We start from the raw sequence: 20,897 nt of genomic DNA on the forward strand, positions 1-20,897 counted from the left end.
CTGCTGGACGCCGCACTGCACGCCGCGGCCTTCCGCCCGGCCGACAAACTCCCGCACGGCGCCCTGCCGTTCTCCTTCAGCGGGGTGAGGCTGCACGGGCCCGGAGCGTCGACCCTGCGGGTGCGCCTCACCCCGGACGGCCAGGCGCGGGACACGCACGCATGGTCGGTCGCGGTGGTCGACGGCGAGGGGCGGCCGGTGGCCTCGATCGCATCGCTCGCGGTCCGCCCGGTGTCGACGCAGGAGTTGCTGGCGGCCTCCGGTACGGCGCGGCGGGACTCGCTCTTCGCGGTCGAGTGGGTGACCGCCCTGGCGCCGACCTCGTCGTCCGTTCCGCAACGCCTGGCCACGGTGGGGCCCAGCGACCGCCTCCCCTCGGCAGACGCGTACGCGAACCTCGCCGACCTGGCCGCCGCAGTGCTGGAGGCGGGGGCCCCGGCGCCCGATGCGGTCGTGGTCGACTGCGGCCGCCGCGATGCGCGCGCCACCGCCGTGCCGGAGGACGTAAGGACCCTCACCCGGCGCATCCTGGGTCTGCTGCAGGAGTGGCTGGCGGACGAGAGGCCGGCCTCGAGCCGGATGGTCGTACTGACCCGTGGTGCGGTGGCCACCACTCCGGGGGAGGACGTGGCGGACCTGGCGGGCGCGGCGGTGTGCGGCATGGTGCGCTCCGCGCAGTCGGAACATCCCGGCCGGTTCGTCCTGCTGGACCTCGACCCCGACCCGGACCTCGACGGCGGGGAAGTGCCACCGACCGTCGTTCCGGCGGCTCTCGCCTGTGGTGAGCCGCAGATCGCGGTGCGTGCGAACCGGCACCTGGTGCCCCGGCTGACCCGCGTTCCGGCGTCCGTCCCCGTCCCCGGGCGTGTTCCCGTTCCCGCCGCCGAGGCAGCCGACCCGGACACCACGCCCACGGCGTTCGACCCCGACGGCACCGTAGTGATCACCGGCGGCACCGGCACCCTTGGCGCGATGCTCGCGCGCCATCTGGTCAGCCGTCACGGTGTACGACACCTCCTGCTGGCATCGCGACGCGGACCCGACGCACCCGGCGCCACCGAGCTGCGGGCGGAACTGGCCGAGCTCGGCGCCGAGGTGACGGTGCGCGCTTGTGACACCGGTGACCGAGGCGCGCTGGCGGATCTCATCGCGGGGATTCCCACCGGCCACCCTTTGACCGGTGTGGTCCACGCTGCGGGCGTCCTGGACGACGCCACCGTCGCCTCGCTCACCCCCCGACACCTGGACACCGCGCTGACACCCAAGGCCGACGCCGCCTTCCATCTGCACGAGCTCACCCGCCACGCCCGGCCGCGCGCCTTCGTCCTGTTCTCCTCGGCCGCCGGTGTCCTCGGCGCAGCCGGGCAGGGCAACTATGCGGCCGCCAACGCTTTCCTCGACGCCCTCGCCGAACACCGCAGGGCGCAGGGCCTGCCGGCCTTGTCGCTCGCGTGGGGCCTGTGGGAGCAGGGCAGCGGCATGACCGGGCATCTCGACCGCACCGACCGGGCCCGCATCAACCGCTCCGGACTCGCCCCCCTCGCCACGGAGGACGCTCTCGCGCTCTTCGACGCCGCCCTCGCCGGCGATCGGCCGTTCCTGGTGCCCGCCCGGCTGGACCTGCGGGGTTCAAGCGCCGCCGAGACCCCGGCGCCGCTGTTCTCCAGGATCGCCCCGGCTCGTACGACCCGGGGCCGGTCCCCCGGCGCCGAGGGCGCCGCTGACCTTCGTACCCGTCTCGCGGCCCAGGACGCCGCCGAGCAGCGCGACACGCTTCTCACGATCGTCCGCACCCACACCGCCGCCGTCCTGGGGCATGACACGGCTGCCGCCGTGCGGCCGGACGGGGCCTTCCGTGAACTGGGTTTCGACTCCCTCGCCGCCGTGGAACTCCGTAACCGCCTTCAAACGACCACCGCCCTCACCCTGCCCGCGACCACCGTCTTCGACCACCCCACCCCCGCTGCCCTCGCCGATCATCTGCGTACTCAGCTCTGCCAGGACGCTCAGTCCTCGGCGGCGGCCACGGCCATGGCGGCGATGGCGGAGCTGGCCAGGCTGGAGTCCGCCGTCTCCGATTCGGTGGCGCTCGACGACGACACGCGCAGCGGCCTCGCGGAGCGCCTGCGGTCCCTCGCCCGCAAGATGAGCAGTGGCCGTGTCGTCGACCACGACGGCGGCGGCGCTGCGGACCTGGATCTTCAGTCGGTCACGGACGATGAGATGTTCGAGCTGATCGACAAGGAGGTCAGCCGAGACTGAGCCCATGCGGTGGCGTCATCGCGGCATCGCAAACGGTTGACGGCGCCCGGCGAAGGCCGGGCGCCGTCAACCGTGTCGCCGCTCAAGGCACGGCACGGTCACTCATGCCGCACGGCTCACTCAGCTCACTCAGCTCACTCGGCTCATTCGGTCGGCAGGTGTCGGCTCAGCCACGGGGTGTCGGTATTCATCTGCAGCGCGGCGGCCTCGGCGGCCTCGGCCACCGCTTCGGCGCCGCCGTCCGCAGCCGCGCGGGCCGCCTCGGCGGCGTGGGCCGCGGCCTTGGCCACGGCCTCCGCCTCGGCAGCCGCCCGACGGCTGTGTTCCGCGACCACGTTCGCGATCTCGGCGGCCTTCGCGGCGGCCTCGGCCTCTGCCCGAGCGGCCGCTTCCGCGGCGGGGCCGGCCTGGGCACCGGCGGCGGCCGCCGCGGCCGCGGCCTCGGCCGCGCGGGCGGCGGCCGCTGTGGCGGCCTCGGTCGACAGCGCATGCCCGGCTTCTCCGGCCGCGGCCCTGGCGGTCCGGGCCGCGGCTTCCGCGGCCGAGGCGGCGGTCGCCAGCGCTTCCGCGGCCTCGGCCACGGTGGTGCTCACGGCGGCGCCGTCCGCCGTCGCCTGGGCCACTTCGGACGCGGCCGCGCGAGTGGCGGAGGCGATGGCCTCCGCCCGCCTGGCGGCGCTCAGCGCGCGCCGTACGGGGATGTCGGGATCGTGTTCCGCCGTTGTCCGACTGACACTGGTCATCCAGAACTCATTTCCTGGTGGATTGTTTTCCCGATGGATTACGAGGGCCCGGCAGGGTACCCCGCGTGGCTCGGCTTCCGGTGGAGTCCTTTTCCTTGGAATTCCGGGGTCTTGAGGGGGTTCCGTGCTGTGTGCTCGGTTGCGATGGTCGTCGCCATGACCCAAACAGCTGGAAAAACCGCACTGGTGACCGGTGCGTCGCGGGGCATCGGCGCGGCCATCGCCCGAAGGCTCGCCGCCGAAGGTGTTCTGGTGGCCGTGCACTACGGGCGGCGCAAAGCGGACGCCGAGCAAACGGTCGCGTCGATCGAGCAGGCCGGCGGGCAGGCATTCGCCATCAGGGCGGACCTTGCGGCCGACGACGCCCTCGACACGCTCTTCAGCGAGCTCGCGACCGGGCTCGCCGGCCGGCCGCTGAACATCCTGGTGAACAACGCCGCCGTCTACGCCGACCCGGACGACCCGGCCGCCGCACAGGCGGACGGCTATGTGGCGGGCATTTCCGAGGTCACTCAGGAGGAGTTCGACCGCATCTTCAGCGTCAATGTACGGGCCCCGTTTTTCGTCACCCAACGGTGTCTGCCGCTCCTCGCCGACGGCGGACGGATCGTCAACATCTCCTCCGCCGTCACCAGGATCGCCTGGCCGCTGCTGCCCTACGCCATGAGCAAGGGCGCCCTCGAGATCATGGCGCCCAGGCTGGCCAACGAGCTGGGTCACCGGGGAATCACCGTCAACACCATCGCGCCGGGCATTACCGACAACACCAAAACCAACACGTGGCTGCATGACATGCCCGGGGCGGCCGAGGGCGTGGCCGCCATGACCGCACTGCGCCGGCTCGGTCAGCCGTCCGACATCGCCGATGTCGTCGCCCTCCTCGCCTCGGACGACGCCCGTTGGGTCACCGGACAACTGGTCGACGCCTCCGGCGGTATGGCCCTGGCCCCCACGCCACCGGGCATGTAGATACCACCGGGCATGTAGCGGCCATCGTCAACCGTGGTCAGGAGGGCGGATCGAGCCGGGCCACGGCACGGCGCAGAGGCGGCGCGAACCGGCTGATCAGGCGTACGAGACGGGCATCCGGCGTCACAGTCGCCACGGGTGTGTTGCGGGCGACCGCGCGCAACACCGCCCCGGCGACTCTCTCCGGCGGACAGCCGCGCCGCCCGAGCGTGTCCACGGCCCGCTTCCGCAGCCGCGTCTGCTCCTGTTCCGACACCCCCGCGAAGTGCATCGCCGCCGTGAAGGAGGTGTTCACAAAGCCCGGGCACACCGCGCTCACACCCACCCCGAACTGCGCGAGTTCCGCCCGTAGACACTCGCTGAGCATCACCACGGCGGCCTTGCTCGTCGCGTACACCGGGACCGCCCGCGTGGGTTGGAAGGCGGCGGCCGACGCGATCGTCACGATGTGCCCGCCCTGCCCGCGGTCCGCCATCTGCCGGCCGAAGAGCCGGCAGCTGTGAATGACCCCCCATAGATTCACGTTCAGCGTGCGCCGCCAGTCCGCGACGGAGGTGTCGAGAATCCGGCCCGACATGCCGATGCCGGCGCTGTTCACCAGGACGTCCACGACCCCGTGCGCGCTCAAGACGCGCTCGGACAGCCGTTCCATGGTGGCCGCGTCGGCGACGTCGACGGCCTCCGGCCATGCGTCGGTGGCGCCCAACACCTTGGCCAGGTCCGCGCTGGCCGACGCCGTACGGGCGTTCCGGTCCACACAGACCACCCGCGCCCCCGCCGCGGCGAAGGCGCCCGCCGTCGCCCGTCCGATTCCGCTGCCCGCGCCGGTGACCAGCACCAATCGGCCGTGAAAACGCTTGGCGTACCGGGACGATTCCATGGCTACCGCCTCTCGGGAGGAGTCCAGAAGCGCTCAGAAAAGAGCGAAGAGCGTTGACAGCCTGCACCCCTTATGGCGAACGGCCGCGCGCCGTCCGCGCATTCTGGGGTGCTTAGGGGGTGCAGTGAACGATATCGAATTCCCTAAGATCGCTTGACGCCCAGACGGTCCTGAGGAAACAACTCACGGCTTGAGGAATGTCGAGGAGATGCCGTAAATGGCCAATGCCAATGAGGAAAAGCTTCGGGACTACCTCAAGCGGGCGACCGCCGAACTCGTCCAGGTGCGCCGCCGCCTGGCGGAGATCGAGGCGGGGGAGCAGGAGCCGATCGCCGTGGTGGGGATGGCCTGCCGCTTTCCTGGCGGTGTGGGGTCGCCCGCGGAATTCTGGGAGTTGCTGGCCTCCGACGGCGACGCCATTTCGGGATTTCCGGTGGACCGGGGGTGGAATGTCGAGGCGCTGTACGACCCGAATCCGGACCGAGCGCGGACCGGGACGTCTTACACCCGCCACGGCGGCTTTCTCCACGACGCGGCGGACTTCGACGCGGGGTTCTTCGGGATCAGCCCGCGTGAGGCGCTGGCGATGGACCCGCAGCAGCGGCTGCTGCTGGAGACCTCCTGGGAGGCGCTGGAAGGCGCCGGTATCGACCCGGTCACGCTGCGCGGGAGCCGCACCGGCGTCTTCGCCGGGATGATGTACCACGACTACGCCACGCGCCTGCTCGAACTCCCCGATGGCCTCGAAGGGCTTGTCGGCAACGGCAACGCCGGCGGGGTGCTGTCGGGTCGGTTGGCGTACAGCTTTGGTTTTGAGGGTCCTGCGGTGACGGTGGATACGGCGTGTTCGTCGTCGTTGGTGGCGTTGCATTTGGCGTGTCAGTCGTTGCGGTCGGGGGAGTGTTCGCTGGCGTTGGCGGGTGGGGTGACGGTGATGTCGACGCCGGGGGTGTTTGTGGAGTTCTCCCGTCAGCGCGGTCTGGCGGCGGATGGGCGGTGCAAGCCGTACGCGGCCGCCGCTGACGGAGTTGGCATGTCCGAGGGCGTGGCCGTCTTGTTGGTGGAGCGGTTGTCGGATGCGCGGCGGTTGGGGCATCGGGTGTTGGCGGTGGTGCGGGGTTCTGCGGTGAATCAGGATGGTGCGTCGAATGGTTTGACGGCGCCGAATGGTCCGTCGCAGCAGCGGGTGATCCGGCAGGCGTTGGCCAATGCGCGGCTTTCCGCTGCTGAGGTGGATGCGGTGGAGGCGCATGGTACGGGGACGACGCTGGGTGATCCGATCGAGGCTCAGGCGCTGCTGGCGACGTACGGGCGGGGTCGGCCGGAGGGGCAGCCGCTGTGGCTGGGGTCGCTGAAGTCCAACATCGGTCATACGCAGGCCGCGGCGGGTGTCGCCGGCGTGATCAAGATGGTGCTGGCGATGCGGCACGGGACCCTGCCCCGAACACTGCATGTCGAGGAGCCCTCCCCGAAGGTGGACTGGGAGGCCGGCGCGGTCGAACTGCTGACCGAGCAGCGCCCTTGGCCCAAGGCGGACCGTCCGCGCCGGGCCGGTGTGTCGTCGTTCGGTGTGAGCGGGACGAACGCGCACGTCATTCTGGAGCAGGCTCCGGAGGCCGTCGGGGAGCCGGTGGCGCCCGCTGCGGTTTCTGTGGTGCCGTGGGTGGTGTCGGGGCGTGGTGCGGCGGCGTTGCGGGAGCAGGCTGGGCGTCTGCTGTCGCACGTCGAGGGCGACGGCTCACTGTCGCCGGTGGATGTCGGTTGGTCGCTGGTGGCCGGGCGTTCGGCCTTTGAGTACCGTGCTGTGGTGGTGGGTGATCGTGGTGGTTTGCGGGCTGGGCTGGGCGCGTTGGTGCGGGGTGAGTCGGCTTCTGGTGTTGTCGTCGGGCAGGCGGTCGGCTCGGGTCGGTTGGCGGTGTTGTTTTCAGGTCAGGGTAGTCAGCGGGTGGGTATGGGCCGTGAGCTGTATGGCCAGTATCCAGTGTTCGTGGAAGTGTTCGACGAGGCGTGCAGGCTGCTGGACAAGGAACTTGCGGGGCATGTCGAGCGGTCTGTCCGCGATGTGATCTTCGGTGACGATGCCGATCTGCTCGGGCAGACGGTGTTTACGCAGGCTGGCCTGTTCGCCGTTGAGGTGGCGTTGTTCCGGTTGGTCGAGTCGTGGGGCGTGGCGCCGGAGTTTGTGGGTGGGCATTCCATCGGCGAGATCGCCGCGGCCCACGTGGCGGGCGTGTTCTCGCTTGAGGACGCGGTGCGGCTGGTGGCGGCGCGCGGGCGGCTGATGCAGGCGCTACCCGCCGGGGGTGCGATGGTCGCTGTCCAGGCCACCGAGGACGAGGTGGCACCACTTCTGGCCGAGTACGGCGACCGGGTCGGTCTTGCTGCGGTCAACGGTCCGACCTCGGTGGTGGTCTCCGGCGACGAGCCCGCTGCCCTCGCCATCGCGGAGACGCTGCGCGACCAGGGCCGTAAGACCAAGCGTCTTGACGTGTCGCATGCGTTCCACTCACCTCAAATGGACGCGATGCTGGACGACTTCCGCTCCATCGCTGAGACCCTGACCTACGCCGCGCCGCGCATTCCGGTTGTCTCCAACGTGACCGGGAACCTGGCGACGTCCGATGAGCTGGGCTCGGCCGACTACTGGGTGCGGCATGTTCGGCAAGCGGTGCGATTCGCGGATGGCGTGGCCGCGCTCGCCGAGCAGGGCGTCACGACCTTCCTCGAACTGGGCCCCGACGGTGTGCTGAGCGCCATGGGTCCGGATACGGTCGCTGATGGGGTGTTCGTCCCTGTGTTGCGGTCGGGGCGTCCTGATGTTGAGTCGTTGTTGTCGGGTGTTGGGCAGGCGTGGGTGCATGGCGTGGCCGTGCGGTGGACGGAGGTTTTCGCCGGTGCGGGGGCGTCTCGTGTCGACTTGCCGACGTACGCCTTCCAGCGCCGCCGCTACTGGCTCGACACCCCGAATGTGCTGTCGTCGGCCGCCGATCCCCAGGCGGCGGCTTCCGCGCTTGGCCTGGGCGCGGCAGAACATCCGTTGCTCGGGGCGGCGGTCGAGCTGCCGGACTCGCAAGGGTTGCTGTTCACCGGGCGGCTGTCGGTCCAGACGCATCGCTGGCTCGCCGATCACAGGGTGGAGGGCGTGGCGGTGCTGCCGGGCTCGGCGTTCGTGGAGCTGGCCATCCATGCGGCGGACCAAGTCGGCTGTGAGTCAGTGGAGCGGCTGATGCTCCACACCCCGCTGGCCCTGCCACAGCGCGGCGGTGTCCTGCTCCGGTTGACCGTCGCCGAGCCGGACGAGATGGGCCGTCGTGCGCTGAGCGTTTATGCGCGGCCGGAACACCCGGCACCCGAGCACACGACGTCCGGCCAGCCCATGTCCGACCACTCGGTGTCCGACCACCCGGCGCCCGACTCCGCGTGGACCCGGCACGCCGAGGGCGTGCTCGCCGAAGGCTCACCCCAGCCGGGCTGGGAGTTCGGCGCGTGGCCGCCGGCTGGTGCGGTGGAGCTGGCGACGGAACATCCGTACGAAGTCCTCACCTCCGCCGAGGTCGGCTATGGTCCGGCCTTCGCGGGGCTCCGTGCGGTCTGGCGGCATGGCGAGGACATCCTCGCCGAGGTCGCCCTGCCCGTGGACCAGCAGGCCGAAGCCGGTCGCTTCGGTATTCACCCGGCCCTGCTCGACTCCGCGCTGCACGCGCTGCGGTTCGCCCGTAACGCAGACGCAGACGCAGACGCAGCCACGGACGCAGACGCAGACGCAGACGCAGACGCAGACGCGGACACGGACACGGACACGGACAGGCACTCGGACTCCGGCCGGGAGGAGCACGCCGTGTGGATGCCCGCGACGTGGCGGGGCGTGGCCCTGTACGCGGCGGGCGCGGCAACACTGCGGGTGCGGATCAGCGGGACCGAGCCCGACGCGCTGACTCTCCGGGTGGCCGATGCCACCGGAGCGCCGGTGGCATCGGTGAACTCCCTGGCGCTGGCCAGGCTGGACAACGAGGCGCTCAAGATGCTCGCCGAGGTCGCGGGAGCGGATGACCGCGCACCGTCCGCGGCCTCGGGCGCGCCCGCCGTCCGCACCCCGGCCCGTCCTACCGCCGTGGCCGAGCAGCCTGCCGGTGGGCTCTCGCCCGCGCAGCGTCTCGCGGCACTGCCGGCCGCGCAGCAGGAGGCGGCGCTGCTCGAACTCGTGCGGACCGAGGCGGCGGCGGTGCTCGGACACGCGTCGCCCGAAGAGATAGAGCTCCACCATGGCTTCTTCGAACTGGGCCTCAACTCGCTGACGGCTGTCGAACTGCGCAATCGACTGAGCGCGGCGGTGGAGCTGAATCTGCCGAACGCCTTCTTGTTCGACTTCAGTACGCCAACCGCCGTGGTCGCCCATCTGCGCCGGGAGTTGACCGAGCGGGCCGCCGCGCGGCGAGTGGCCGTTGGATCGGAAGGCACTGGATCGGCGCCTGACGTAGAGGTGCGGGACGGCATTGTGGCGCTCTTCCGGGAGTCGTTCGCCACCGGACGGAATGCCCTGGGGAACGACATGATCATGGCGGCCTCACGCCTCCGCCCGACGTTCGGTGTGGCCTCGGCGGCGGAGCATATTCCGGATGCTGTACGGCTGACAGCGGGCGATGCCACTACGCGGTTGTTCTGCTTCCCCGCCGTGGTGGCGACGGCGGGTCCGCAGCAGTACTCACGGTTCGCCGAGTATTTCCGCGGTCGCCGCGATGTGTCCGTGCTTCCGCTCCCGGGGTTTATGCGGGGAGATTTCCTCCCGGAGAGCATGGACGCGCTCGCCGAAGTACTGGCGGAGGCCGTGCTGCGGAATGCGGAAGATGGTCCGTACGTACTCGTCGGGCATTCCGCGGGCGGGCAGATCGCGCATGCCGTCACCACTCGCCTCGAGAAGATGGGGGAGCGGCGTCCTGCGGGGATCGCACTTTTGGACGCGCCCTGGCCGGGGGATGATGTGAGCGAGCGAGTCAGTACGGCCATGCTCGGCGTGGTGTTCGACCGTGAGGAAAAGCTCGGGGGGAACATCATGAATGCGACTCGTCTGACGGCCATGGGCGGCTATCACCACATTCTGGGGGAGTGGCATCCCGAGGTGATCGAGACCCCCGCAGTTCTTGTGCGCGCCACTGAGCCACTTCCCGTCACCGACGGAACTCTCAACGGTGACGAAGGTCTGCACATCGGCTGGAATCTTGACCATACGGCGCGGCCAGTACCGGGAAATCACTTCTCCATCATGGAAGAGCACGCGGGCTCGACCGCCGAGGCCGTTGAAGAATGGATTATGGAGTCGAAGCGTTGAAGCGTCACATCGCATTTTTTGGTGCGCCCTTCTGGGGGCACGTCAATCCCACCCTGGCCGTACTCGCCGACCTGGTGAGCAGGGGGCATCGGGTCACCTACGTCACTACCGAGGAATTCTCCGAGGCGGTCACGGCCGCCGGTGTGGACGTGGTGCGGTACGAGTCCACCTGGCCCGCGGCCAGGAGCGCGCCCTCGCAGGTGTCGGCCGACGAGATGGCCGGTGGGCCGCTGAAGTACCTGGTCGAGAACGTCGCGGCGACCGGCGCCGAGCCCGCCTTCGACGGCGATGTGCCGGACGTGGTGGTCTACGACACCCTGATGCACTTCGCGGCGCGCGCGCTGGCCCACAAGTGGCAGCGGCCGGCCGTGCAGCTCATCCCGCTGTTCGCGTCGAATGAGCATTTCTCGGTCGCGCAGCAGCTGGCCGACGAGTTCCCGGCGCTCGACCCGCAGCACCCCGCGCTGATCGAGTTCGGCACGAAGCTGGCCGAGTTCCGCGCCTCGTACGGCATGGGCGAGGCGTCGCCCGCGGACTTCTTCGGCACCGTCGAAGATCTCAACCTGGTCTTCCTGACGAAGGAGTACCAGCCAGCGGCGGAGACCTTCGACGAGCGGTACGCGTTCGTCGGCGCCGGTCTCGCCGACCCGAGGACCCGGGGCGCGTGGACGCCGCCGGAAGGCGATGCCCCGGTGCTGCTCATCGCGCTGGGCACGCTGTTCAACGAGCGGCCCGAGTTCTACCGGCTGTGCGTCGAGGCGTTCGCGGACCAGCCCTGGCACGTCGTGCTGGCGACCGGCCGGCATGTCGACCCCTCCGACCTCGGCCCGCTGCCGCCGAACATCGAGGCGCACCAGCACGTGCCCCAGCTCGCCGTGCTGGAACACGCCGCCGCCTTCGTGACGCACGCGGGCGCACGCAGCACCATGGAGGCCCTCCACTTCGGTGTGCCAATGGTGACCGTGCCGCAGTCCGTGGAGCTGGAGATGGCGGGGCGCAGGACCGCCGAGCTGGGCCTCGGCGTTCGGATCGGCCGCGACGAGGTCACTGCCGAGCGGCTGAGGGAGGCGGTGCTGAAGGTGACACAGGACGCGGCCATCCGGCGCAACGTCGAGGAGATGCGGCGCGCCACCCGTGAGGCGGGCGGCGCAGGCCGGGCCGCGGACGAGATCGAGGCGTACCTGCGCCGCGCGCTGGACGCCTGACGCTCGAGACCCCGGCATCGGCCTGACACCCGACGCCTGACACGCGACGCCCGGCACCGGGGCGGGCCGGAGGTCCCGCCCCGCGTGGCCTGACCACCCCGGTGCCAGCACATCATCCGATCAGAAGATCACCCGATCAGATCGGCTGAGCCGGCTCCTCCGCCTTCAACAGCGAGGGGAAGGCGGCCTCGAGCCCGGCCCGCCAGTGGCGGATGGGCTCGATGCCGACGGTGTGCCAGCGCGCGTGTCCCAGCACGCTGTACGCGGGCCGTGGCGCGGGGCGGCCGAACGCCGCCCCGGTGCTCGGCCGTACCCGCTGGGGGTCGGCGCCCAGCAGCCGGAAGACTTCCTGGGCGAGCTCGTACCAGCTGGCTTGGCCGCCCGCGCTGCCGTGGTAAGCCCCCGCCGGGGCCTGCCCGCCCAGCGCTGCGCGTCCCAGCCGTAGGAGCTGTCCGGCGGCGTCCATGGTCCAGGTGGGTTGACCGCACTGGTCGGCGACGACGTCGACGTGATCCTTTTCGCGCTCCAGCCGGATCATGGTGCGTACGAAGTTGGCGCGACCGGCGCCGAACAGCCAGGCGGTCCTGAAGACGTAACCCGTCCGCGGCAGGCAGGCGAACACCGCCCGCTCGCCGGCAACCTTCGTGCGGCCGTAGGCATTGACGGGGCAGGTGGGGGCGTCCTCCGCGAAGGGCACTGCGGCGCCGCCGGAATCGTCGCCGGAGAAAACGTAATCGGTTGAGATGTGAATGAGGTGAGCCTGGAACTCGGCACAGGCGTCCGCTAAATTGCGGGTGCCCTCGCCATTTATCCGCAGTGCGCCCTCTTCGTCGGTCTCCGCTTTGTCCGGTGCGGCGAACGCGGCGCAGTTGATCACAATCGCGGGCCGGTGCTTCGCCAACGCATCGCGCACCGCATGCGCGTCCGTGATGTCCAGGCCCTTGTGATCGAATCCCTTTGCGGTCTCACCCGCCTCTCGCAGGCCGGTCATCACGTCCTGTCCGAGCAGCCCACCCGAGCCGGTGACCAGCCATGCTTCATTCACGACGGTGATTTCCCCTCCAATGAAATGGTCTCGCGGCGGTTCGCGAGAAAAATTGCCTGCGGCGCAATGCCGAGTACGCTCACCGTATCGTGGACGAAACTCCGGGCGAGGTGATTCACTTCACATCGCGCCCCATCAAGTACGGCTTGCACGTGGCGCTTTGCTGCCACAAGTATGGTGTTGTTTGTAAACGGGGGAGCTGCGTCTGCCGAAAGCTCCCGAATTGGGCATCGTTGCCAGCACGGAGGACGGCATGAAGGTTGCACTCCTCGCCTTTGGGTCACGGGGCGACATCCAGCCATTTCTTGCTCTAGGGACCGGACTGCGGGCCCGTGGTCACGAGGTGGACTTGGCCACCACCACGGATTTCAAGGCAATGGTCGAGCAGGCCGACTTGAACTTCCGAGAGATTCCGGGGAGGACCGGGAACTACTTCGAATTGCCCCAGGTCATCAAGGCGCTGCGGAAGAGCTCCTCACTGATGCGGGCGAGCCGGGCGATCCCGACGCCGACCGTCGACGAGGTCGTCGCGGCTCTCGACGCGATGCACGAGGCGACGCAGGGTGCGGACTTCATGGTCAACGCGATGCTCACCCGGGGCGCCGGCTACGCGGACCCGGGCGTGCCCTGGGGCACCGTCGCCTGGTGGCCGATCGTGCCGACCGGCCAGTCCCCCGCTTTCGGCTTCCCGAAGTTGCCGCTGGGCGCGCCGTACATCCGGTTCAGCCACTTCGTGGCGGCACAGTTCGACTGGGCGATAAGCCGCGCCGCGGTGAACAAGTTCCGCAAGGGTAAGGGGCTGCCCCCGGTCAAGGGGACGCCGGCCAAGAAGCTGGGAATCGAGCACCCGGTGTTCCACGCCACCAGCCCCAGTGTGGTGGTGCCGCCGTCCGACTGGCCCGCGCGCGCCCATGTGACCGGCTACTGGTTCTGGGACCGCCCGTGGGAGCCCCCGGCGGACCTGGTGGACTTCCTGGACAGCGGGGAGAAGCCGGTCACGCTGACCCTGGGCAGCACCTGGCCGGTCTATGGCGAGGAGACCTTTGAGCGCGTACTGAAGGCGGTACGCAAGGCCGGCCGCCGGATGGTTCTCGTGGACGGCCCGGACGGTGACCTTCCGGACGATGTCTTCCGCGCCCGCGAGATGGACTACAGCTGGCTCTTCCCGCGCACGGCCGCCGTCATCCACCACGGAGGTCCGGGCACGGTGGCGGAGGTGCTGCGGGCGGGCGTGCCCAGCGTGGTGCTGCCGTGTTTCGCCGACCATCCGTACTGGGCAGCCAGGCTCCTGGAGATGGGCGTCTCCTCGCCACCGGTGCCGCTGGTCGGGCTCACCCAGGAGCAGCTGGACAGTTCGGTGTCGACCGTGCTCGGCGATCCGCAGATCACCGAGCGCGCCGCGGCCCTCGGCCCGCGTATCGTCGACGACCGGGGTGTCGAGACCACCTGCGAGCTGATTGAGGGGTATGTGAACGGCACGGCGTCGGGGGAGCGGACCGCCTCAGGCACCGCTTGATAGGGCCGGTCGGCGGAACCGGCTGGCGGAACCCGATCGGCCGAACCCGGTCGGCGGAACCAGCCGACGGAACCCGGTGTACCGCGCGTGGCTCACAGCCGCGCGCGGTACCACGCCACCGTGTCGGCGATCCCGGCCGTGAAGTCGCGCGCCGGCCGGTAGCCGAGCTCGCGTCGGATCTTGTTCCAGTCGACCGAATACCGCCGGTCGTGTCCCTTGCGGTCCTCGACCCAGTCGACTCGCTCCCAGCCCACGCCGCAGGCGTCCAGCAGAAGCGCGGTGAGTTCCTTGTTGGACAGCTCGGTGCCACCGCCGATGTTGTAGACCTCGCCCGCCCTGCCTCCGTTGAGCACCGCGAGCAGACCGTGGCAGTGGTCGTCGACGTGCAGCCAGTCCCGCACGTTCTCGCCGTCCCCGTACAGGGGGACACTGCCGCCCCGCAGCAGGGTGGTGACGAAGAGCGGAATCAGCTTTTCGGGAAACTGGTACGGGCCGTAGTTGTTGGAGCAGCGCGTCACCCGGACGTCGAGCCCGTGCGTCTGGTGGTACGAGAGCGCCAGCAGGTCGCTCGAGGCCTTGGTGGCCGAGTACGGCGAGCTGGGTTGCAGGCGGTCCTCCTCGGTGGCGGAGCCGAACTCGACCGACCCGTACACCTCGTCGGTCGACACATGGACGAACCGAGAGATCTCGTGGCGCAGCGCGGCGTCCAGCAACACGCCCGTGCCCACCACATTGGTGTGCACGAAGGCCTGCGCGGAGTCGATCGAACGGTCCACGTGGGACTCGGCGGCGAGGTGGACGATGGCGTCGTGTCCAGGCATGAGCCTGTCCACGAGCGCCGGGTCGGCGATATCGCCCTGGACGAAGACGAAGCCGGGGGCGTCGCGCACCGGGGCGAGGTTGTCGAGGCTGCCCGCGTAGGTGAGCTTGTCCAGGACGGTGACCTGGACATCGTCGCCCAGTGGCCGCTCGGGTCCGAGGATCAGACGGGTCAGATGGGAGCCGATGAACCCGGCGGCGCCGGTGATGAGGATCTTCATGCGCGTATCTGGACCTTGCTGTGATCGCCGAGTATCAGGCGGTGGGCTTGCGGGGTTCGCGGCGCCGGGGTCACCTCCACGGAGCGCCCGATGACCGAGGCCTCGATGCGTCCGACGCCGGCGATGGTCGCGTTGGGGAGGACGATGGAGTACTCGATTTCACTGTCGACGACCGAGCAGTCGTCGGCCACCGAGGTGTAGGGCCCCACATACGAGCCCTCGACGCACGCACCATTGCCGATGATCACGGGGCCGACGATCCGCGACCGCACGACGGAGGCGCCGGGCTCCACGACCACCCGGCCGACCAGCTCACTCTCCTCGTCCACCGCGCCTTCGACGCGGTGGACGAGGCGGTCGAGAACGGAACGGTTCACCTCCAGCATGTCGGTGGCGTTCCCGGTGTCCTTCCAGTAGTCGGTGACGATCGACGACTCCACTCGACGCCCTTGGTCGATGAGCCACTGGAGGGTGTCGGTGATCTCCAACTCGCCACGGTCGGAGGGCCGGACGCTGTCGACTGCCTCATGCACGGCGGGGGTGAAGAAGTAGACGCCGACGAGCGCGAGGTCGCTCTTGGGGAACTCCGGTTTCTCCTCAAGGCCGATGACCCGGCCGGCCGCGTCCGTCTCGGCGACACCGAACGCGGTCGGGTCGGGTACATGCGTGAGCATGATCTGGGCGTCCGGCCGGGTCGCACGGAACAACTCGGTCTGCTCGGTGATCCCACTGAGCAGGAAGTTGTCGCCGAGATACATGACGAAGTCGTCGTCACCGAGCCAGTCGCGCGCCGTCAAAACGGCATGCGCGAGACCGAGCGGCTTTTCCTGCGGAATGTAGGTGACGTCGACACCGAACCGGGAGCCGTCACCGACTGCGCCCCGGATCTCGCCGGCGGTCTCTCCTACGATGATGCCGACGTCCTCGATGCCGGTCTCCGCTATTCCTTCGAGGACGTAGTAGAGAATCGGCTTGTTGGCCACCGGAACCAACTGCTTGGCGGAAGTATGGGTAATGGGACGTAGCCGAGTTCCGGAACCTCCGGAAAGGACAAGTGCCTTCACGGTTCTCCTCGCTGCGATGCGATGCCGTGCGCTGCGCTGCCAAGCGACGGGAATCAGGGCTGGTATACGGGCAGCAGCCCGGCCTCCTGGGCCTCGGCCACGGTGGGCGCGACAGTGTCCTTGGCGGAGAGGATGGGCTCGACGCCGGGGATCCAGTCGATACCGAGATCGGGGTCGAGCGGATGAATGGCGCGCTCACGCTCCGCGACGTACCCGGCGGAGCACATGTACACGATGGTCGCTTCCTCGGTGAGCCCCTGCACAGCGTGCCCGATGCCCTCGGTCAGGAAAAGCGCCTGCCGGCTCTGGTCATCCAGGTCCACCGTCTCCCAACGGCCGAAGGTGGGCGATCCGACCCGCAGGTCGACCACCACGTCACGTACCGCGCCGCTCGCACAGGTGATGTACTTCGCCTGCCCGGGAGGGACATCGGCGAAGTGAATGCCGCGAATCGCCCCTCGGCGGCTGGTCGAGAGATTGGCCTGGCCGAGCGGCATGCTGCGGCCGGTCGCTTCCTGGAAAACGTCCCTTTGATACCACGCTGCGAAGGTGCCTCGAGCGTCGTCGAAAAGTTGAGGCTGGAACAACCAGGTGCCGTCAATGGACAGCGGCTTTATCACCAACGTGCCTTTCCCCCGTTGCGGATGACAGGCGATTACCTCAAATCACTTTGCTCCGGCGACAGCAATGCCGAGCCGACCCCCCCCCACACGTTCTCGAACACTACCCGCTGAGTCATGATCGCGCGAGAGTCATCGGTCACTTGACCACCAGTGGCCACGTGACGATTCACACCCCAACTCAACGTGCCGGTCGGCGAGATGGGAAGCCACAACCGCCCGCGTGCGTGGACGAGTGGAGCGCCGTCTTGCCCGATCCCGAACTTCTCAAGGTGACATCGGGTATTGAAACTGTCTGAATGCCCCGGAGATCGGTGCGGTCAGCGGTGAGGGCTCTGACCGGCAGGGCGGACGACTATCTTATTTATGTCGACGCTCTTCGGTTGCTCTAGGGCAAACAGGACGGTGCGTGCGATGTCGTCGGGAGCGAGTTCGGGGTCCGCATGGCGGTCGGATGGCGCGGCTGCGGTGTCCACGAGGCCGGGTTGAACGACGGTGACTCGGATGCCGGTGGTGCTGCGGGACGTCACCCAGCGGTCAGAGGCTCGTGAGCAGGCCGTCGAGCGGGGCGGGTATGCGGTCGGGGTCGAGGGCTTCGACGAGGACGCGACCGTAGTGGATCTTGCGCCCTTTCTTCGTGCCGAGGAAGCGCCGCAACTGCTGCTGTGAGGTGCGGTTTCGCTGCGCGGGCTGGCGCAGGAAGGTCTGCAGGGCGCGCAGCTCGCCCTCCGCCCGGACGAGGTCTTCCACCCGCCTCACGCCCAACGCGCGGATGAGCTCGTCTTCCAGATCTGCCGCGCAGACGAAGAACCCGTGTTGTGCCGCACCGGCCCGCTCCAGGCCACGAACGTAGTAGTCACGCTCCGCCTCGTCGCACAGTCCCGTGAGGCGCAGGCCCAGGCCGGAGGGCCCGAGGAGGTGGGCGAAGCGCCCGACGCTCATCGCACCGCCCATCGGCAGGACGCAGACTCCTTCGGCCGCCAGATTCCGGCCGCGGCGCGCGGCCAGCGCGCTGACCGCTGCGGCGTCGCTCAGCCCTTCGAGCAGGACGGCCGTCCGGACGGACAGCCGCGCGGCCAGCTCGCGCGCGGGGTCGCCGGGGCCACCGGCCGCCCACCTGGTGACCGCCTCCCGGAACGACTCCATGTCAGCCATGAGACGAGTCTCCGCCCCTTCCCGGCCACCACGCCAGGGAATTTCCGTCGGCGCGTCCTGGGCGGCGGCGTTGTCAGTGGGTGCTGGCAGGGTGGTCGGTATGAAGGACACGAGCGACGACTGGCGGTCCTTCCTGGTGCGGTGGAGCCAGGAGTGGGCGGACGCACAGGACCTGGATGCACCGGCGGGCGAACGGAGCGCGGAGGACGAGGATTCCCTGCATACGCGTTGGCTGGGGTTTCCGCCCGCGACGGAGGTGCGGATCCGGGGCTTGGAGGAGCGGCTCGGGCATCGGCTGCCGCCCTCGTTCCGGACGTTTCTGGCAGTCAGCGACGGCTGGCGGCACGCGGGGCTTCGTGTGGCTGCTCGCTGGCACCGCCGCGGTCCGGTGGCACGAGGCCGCGGCGGGCCTGGCCGAGTACTTCCCCGGGGATCTGGGCGACGACCCCACGCCCGAGGAGCAGTTGCTCGCCGGAATGTGGGAGCGGGCGCTGCAGTTGGACGCGGAGTCGGACATGGTCTACGTCCTGCTGGACCCGGGGGACGTGGACGACGCCGGTGAGCGGGCCGTGTACTGCTACGCGTCGTGGCGCGCGAGCCCTCCTGAGCGGTACGCGTCGTTCCGCGTGTTCATGGAGGCCATGTACCGGGAGTTTCACAGTCTGCAGGTGAACCGCTCGGAGCGTGCGGGGGCGGTCTTCGTCAACGCGACGACACGGGCCTGGACGCGTCCGTCGAGGCCGCCCGTATGGACGCGCTGGGCGGGCGGTATGAGCGGGCCTCGGTGGCCCTGACGGAGGCGATCTCGTACGGCAGGCCCCGGGCGACGAGGCTGCGCGACCAGATCCGTCGGCTGCTCGGGGAGACGTACGTGGTGTCTTTCCACGAGCTCGCGACCGACCCGCGATACGTGCTGGAGGTGCTGCCCGTGCTGGCGGCCGAGCAGGTGCGACAGCGCCGGGACGACGGGTCGTTGACCCGCCGCCTGGGGGACCGCCCAGGCGTCTTCCATCTGTCTGTCGCGGAGAGAGACGAGGAGCGGTACGCGTTCACCGTCCGGGGGACCGCCGTCAGCAGACGGGGCGCCGTGCCGGTCGCGTTGGACCCGGACCGTCTCTTCCCGCAGGACGAACCGCACGAGGAGCGGCTGGGCGAGCGCCGCGCCTTGGAAGCCCTGGTGGCAGAGTTCGGCGTCGGGCTGCCGCGGTTGGCCCTCGAGCGCGGACGTCTGCACACATTCCGCACCCGATCCTGGAGGCGACCCCTGAGTCCGGGCGATCGTTTCGTGACGGTCGACGTCGTGTGGCAGCAGCCGTAGAAGCCATGGAGGGACAAGGCGGGCCATGGGGCTACAGGGCTTACGCGGTGGCAGGACAGACACGGCGGCTGGGACCGAGGCCTGGGACGTGTCCCGGGCCTCAGACCGAGGGCCTCAGGTGGCGGACCTCAGGAGGCCGCCACCGAACGCCGCACCAAGAACGCCTGAGAGGCGTCCGGCGGATCATTCCTAGGGCACCAGGACGACCTTTCCCTGATTGGCCCGGCCCTCGATCGTCGCGTGCGCCCGTGCCGCGTCTGCGAGGGCGAACTCCGCGTGGACCGCGGGCCGCAGCGCACCCTCACCGAACAGCCTCCACAGCTCCTCGATCCACCCCGCATACCGCTGTGGCTGGGTTCTGGCCACGACCGCCACCTGGAACCCGATGACCGACTTGCCGCCCACGAGGAGGTCGTACGCCTCGATGGTGCCGCCACCCGAGCTGTACGCGACCAGCCGGCCACCGGGCGCGAGCGCCTTGACGGCGGGTGTGAGCAGTTCGCCGCCGACCGCGTCGAGCACGATATCGACCGGCTCGCCCCAGCTGCCTTGTACGTATGTCACCACGGCATCGGCGCCGAGGGAGCGTACGAAGTCCGCCTTGGCGGGATCGCCCACGGCGGCGACGACGCGTGAGGCACCCCTTAGCCGGGCCAACTGCAGGGCGAGATGGCCGATCCCACTCGCCGCCGCGGTGACCAGAACCGACTCGCCCTTCTCCGGGCGCGCGGCCTCCAGCGCGCCGAGCGCCACCACCCCGCTGCGGACCAGCGCGACGGCGTCCTTGGCGGTGGCGCCCGCCGGGATGGGTGAGGCCATCGCGGTGTTCAGCAGCGCGTACTCCGCATACCCATGCCCGAAGCAGAGCCCGGTGACCCGGTCACCCGGCGCGTATCCGCTCACGCCTTCGCCGACGCGCACCACTTCACCGGCCAGCTCGCCACCGAGCGGGATGGGCCGCGCGCCCTCGCGCACTTTGCGTACGACGGGGAGCGTGACACCGATTGCCTCGATCCTGACGAGCAGTTCACCGGCTCCGGGCTCCGGGACCGGGACCTCTTCCTGGAACAGGGCTCCGGGTCCGCCGATGTGTTCATATCGAATGCGCCGCATGCGCGATCGCCTCCCGACATCCTTGGGATTCATTGGACTTCCCAACGATATCGAAAAGATCGTTGGGAAGTCCAACGTTTTCTCGGTATGCTGCCGCGCATGGCAGAGAACCCGCCGGCGCCCAGCCGAATCCGCGCCCTCCCGAGCTGGCTTCTCGGCCGGGCGGCGGCCCGCGGGCGCGGCCTGGTCGCGGAGGCGCTCGCGCGACACGACATGAAGATGTGGCATCACGTGGTCCTTGCGGCCGTCGCGGATCTCGGCCCGGTCGCCCAGGCCGAACTGGGCAGGACGGTTTCGCTCGACCCGAAGGACATGGTCGGCATTCTCAACGATCTTCAAGCGGCGGGCCTCGTCGTACGCGCCCCCGACCCGGCCGACCGCCGCAAGAACGCGGTGAGTCTCACCGCCCACGGCGAGCGGCGCCTGGAGGAGTGCACGAAGGCGGGGGAGGGGGCCAACGACGAACTCCTGGCCCCGCTGTCGGCAGCTGAGCGGGAGCAGTTCCTGGAGATGCTGCGGAGAATCAGCGGGGTGCGGTGATCCGGAGGGAAGCGCTGGCCCGACATGGTGAGAGCCGGGCCCTACCGAACCGCGCGGGATTCGAACTCCTCCGCAAGCGCGTCCTATTGGCGTGACCGAGC

At 69.7% G+C, this 20,897-nt stretch carries 16 protein-coding genes; 8 read left to right on the forward strand and 8 right to left on the reverse strand.

The window, feature by feature from the left end; all coding sequences use genetic code 11:
• Nucleotides 1-2,262: type I polyketide synthase (locus CCN51_RS21040; RefSeq protein ID WP_143675860.1), on the forward strand; the 2,262-nt coding region annotated here is incomplete at its 5' end.
• A gap of 143 nt (nt 2,263-2,405) precedes the next feature.
• On the opposite strand, the gene CCN51_RS55030 is transcribed toward CCN51_RS21040, so the two are convergent.
• Complete coding sequence (locus CCN51_RS55030; protein WP_014173332.1) at nt 2,406-3,005, reverse strand: hypothetical protein; 600 nt, start codon at nt 3,003-3,005, stop codon at nt 2,406-2,408.
• A 156-nt stretch (nt 3,006-3,161) separates the two neighbouring features.
• Between CCN51_RS55030 and CCN51_RS21050 the strand changes: the two genes are divergently transcribed.
• The gene (locus CCN51_RS21050; RefSeq protein ID WP_043488748.1) at nt 3,162-3,974 is read left to right on the forward strand and encodes an SDR family oxidoreductase; all 813 of its coding nucleotides are present in this window, start codon (nt 3,162-3,164) and stop codon (nt 3,972-3,974) included.
• 37 nt (nt 3,975-4,011) lie between these two features.
• Here CCN51_RS21050 and CCN51_RS21055 read toward each other — a convergent pair whose 3' ends face one another.
• A complete protein-coding gene (locus CCN51_RS21055) occupies nt 4,012-4,854 on the reverse strand; it encodes an SDR family NAD(P)-dependent oxidoreductase (RefSeq protein WP_014173330.1) in 843 nt (280 codons plus the stop codon).
• Nucleotides 4,855-5,071: 217 nt separating this feature from the next.
• Here CCN51_RS21055 and CCN51_RS21060 point away from each other — a divergent pair, with 217 nt between their 5' ends.
• Together CCN51_RS21060 and CCN51_RS21065 are read left to right on the forward strand one after the other, a co-directional pair.
• Nucleotides 5,072-10,180 carry a type I polyketide synthase gene (locus tag CCN51_RS21060; RefSeq protein ID WP_086859963.1) on the forward strand — a complete coding sequence of 1,703 codons (5,109 nt, stop codon included), beginning with the start codon at nt 5,072-5,074 and terminating at the stop codon, nt 10,178-10,180.
• On the forward strand, nt 10,177-11,385 hold the full coding sequence (locus CCN51_RS21065; RefSeq protein WP_014182013.1) for a macrolide family glycosyltransferase: 1,209 nt from the start codon (nt 10,177-10,179) through the stop codon (nt 11,383-11,385). The genes CCN51_RS21060 and CCN51_RS21065 overlap by 4 nt, the downstream gene beginning before the upstream one ends.
• 136 nt (nt 11,386-11,521) lie before the next feature.
• On the opposite strand, the gene rfbD is transcribed toward CCN51_RS21065, so the two are convergent.
• Nucleotides 11,522-12,430, reverse strand: a complete 909-nt coding sequence (gene rfbD, locus CCN51_RS21070; RefSeq protein ID WP_014182012.1) for a dTDP-4-dehydrorhamnose reductase — start codon at nt 12,428-12,430, stop codon at nt 11,522-11,524.
• Nucleotides 12,431-12,683: 253 nt separating this feature from the next.
• Here rfbD and CCN51_RS21075 point away from each other — a divergent pair, with 253 nt between their 5' ends.
• Nucleotides 12,684-13,946 (forward strand): glycosyltransferase, encoded by a 1,263-nt coding sequence (locus CCN51_RS21075; protein WP_063647581.1) that lies wholly within the window; start codon nt 12,684-12,686, stop codon nt 13,944-13,946.
• 92 nt (nt 13,947-14,038) lie between these two features.
• Here CCN51_RS21075 and rfbB read toward each other — a convergent pair whose 3' ends face one another.
• The 4 genes from rfbB to CCN51_RS21100 all read right to left on the reverse strand — a co-directional run bounded on the left by rfbB (nt 14,039) and on the right by CCN51_RS21100 (nt 17,825).
• Entirely contained in the window at nt 14,039-14,986 is a 948-nt protein-coding gene (rfbB, locus tag CCN51_RS21080) for a dTDP-glucose 4,6-dehydratase (RefSeq protein WP_014182010.1), read from the reverse strand.
• Nucleotides 14,983-16,050 carry a glucose-1-phosphate thymidylyltransferase gene (locus tag CCN51_RS21085; protein ID WP_043488242.1) on the reverse strand — a complete coding sequence of 356 codons (1,068 nt, stop codon included), beginning with the start codon at nt 16,048-16,050 and terminating at the stop codon, nt 14,983-14,985. The genes rfbB and CCN51_RS21085 overlap by 4 nt, the downstream gene beginning before the upstream one ends.
• Before the next feature lie 53 nt (nt 16,051-16,103).
• The gene (locus CCN51_RS21090; RefSeq protein ID WP_043492668.1) at nt 16,104-16,667 is read right to left on the reverse strand and encodes a dTDP-4-dehydrorhamnose 3,5-epimerase family protein; all 564 of its coding nucleotides are present in this window, start codon (nt 16,665-16,667) and stop codon (nt 16,104-16,106) included.
• Nucleotides 16,668-17,207: 540 nt separating this feature from the next.
• Nucleotides 17,208-17,825, reverse strand: coding sequence for a TOPRIM nucleotidyl transferase/hydrolase domain-containing protein (locus CCN51_RS21100; RefSeq protein ID WP_014182007.1), 618 nt, complete (start codon nt 17,823-17,825; stop codon nt 17,208-17,210).
• 356 nt (nt 17,826-18,181) lie between these two features.
• Here CCN51_RS21100 and CCN51_RS57640 point away from each other — a divergent pair, with 356 nt between their 5' ends.
• Together CCN51_RS57640 and CCN51_RS57645 are read left to right on the forward strand one after the other, a co-directional pair.
• Nucleotides 18,182-18,619 (forward strand): hypothetical protein, encoded by a 438-nt coding sequence (locus CCN51_RS57640; protein ID WP_014182006.1) that lies wholly within the window; start codon nt 18,182-18,184, stop codon nt 18,617-18,619.
• Nucleotides 18,574-19,143 carry a hypothetical protein gene (locus tag CCN51_RS57645; RefSeq protein WP_014182005.1) on the forward strand — a complete coding sequence of 190 codons (570 nt, stop codon included), beginning with the start codon at nt 18,574-18,576 and terminating at the stop codon, nt 19,141-19,143. Before CCN51_RS57640 ends, CCN51_RS57645 begins: the two co-directional genes overlap by 46 nt.
• 189 nt (nt 19,144-19,332) lie before the next feature.
• Here CCN51_RS57645 and CCN51_RS21110 read toward each other — a convergent pair whose 3' ends face one another.
• Nucleotides 19,333-20,256, reverse strand: coding sequence for a quinone oxidoreductase family protein (locus tag CCN51_RS21110; protein ID WP_014182004.1), 924 nt, complete (start codon nt 20,254-20,256; stop codon nt 19,333-19,335).
• A 99-nt stretch (nt 20,257-20,355) separates the two neighbouring features.
• On the opposite strand from CCN51_RS21110, the gene CCN51_RS21115 reads away from it, so the two are divergent.
• The gene (locus tag CCN51_RS21115; RefSeq protein ID WP_043492667.1) at nt 20,356-20,796 is read left to right on the forward strand and encodes a MarR family winged helix-turn-helix transcriptional regulator; all 441 of its coding nucleotides are present in this window, start codon (nt 20,356-20,358) and stop codon (nt 20,794-20,796) included.
• The last annotated feature ends 101 nt before the right edge of the window (nt 20,797-20,897 follow it).

The organism is Streptomyces milbemycinicus, from assembly GCF_002154605.1.
GTDB classification, from domain to species: domain Bacteria; phylum Actinomycetota; class Actinomycetes; order Streptomycetales; family Streptomycetaceae; genus Streptomyces; species Streptomyces milbemycinicus.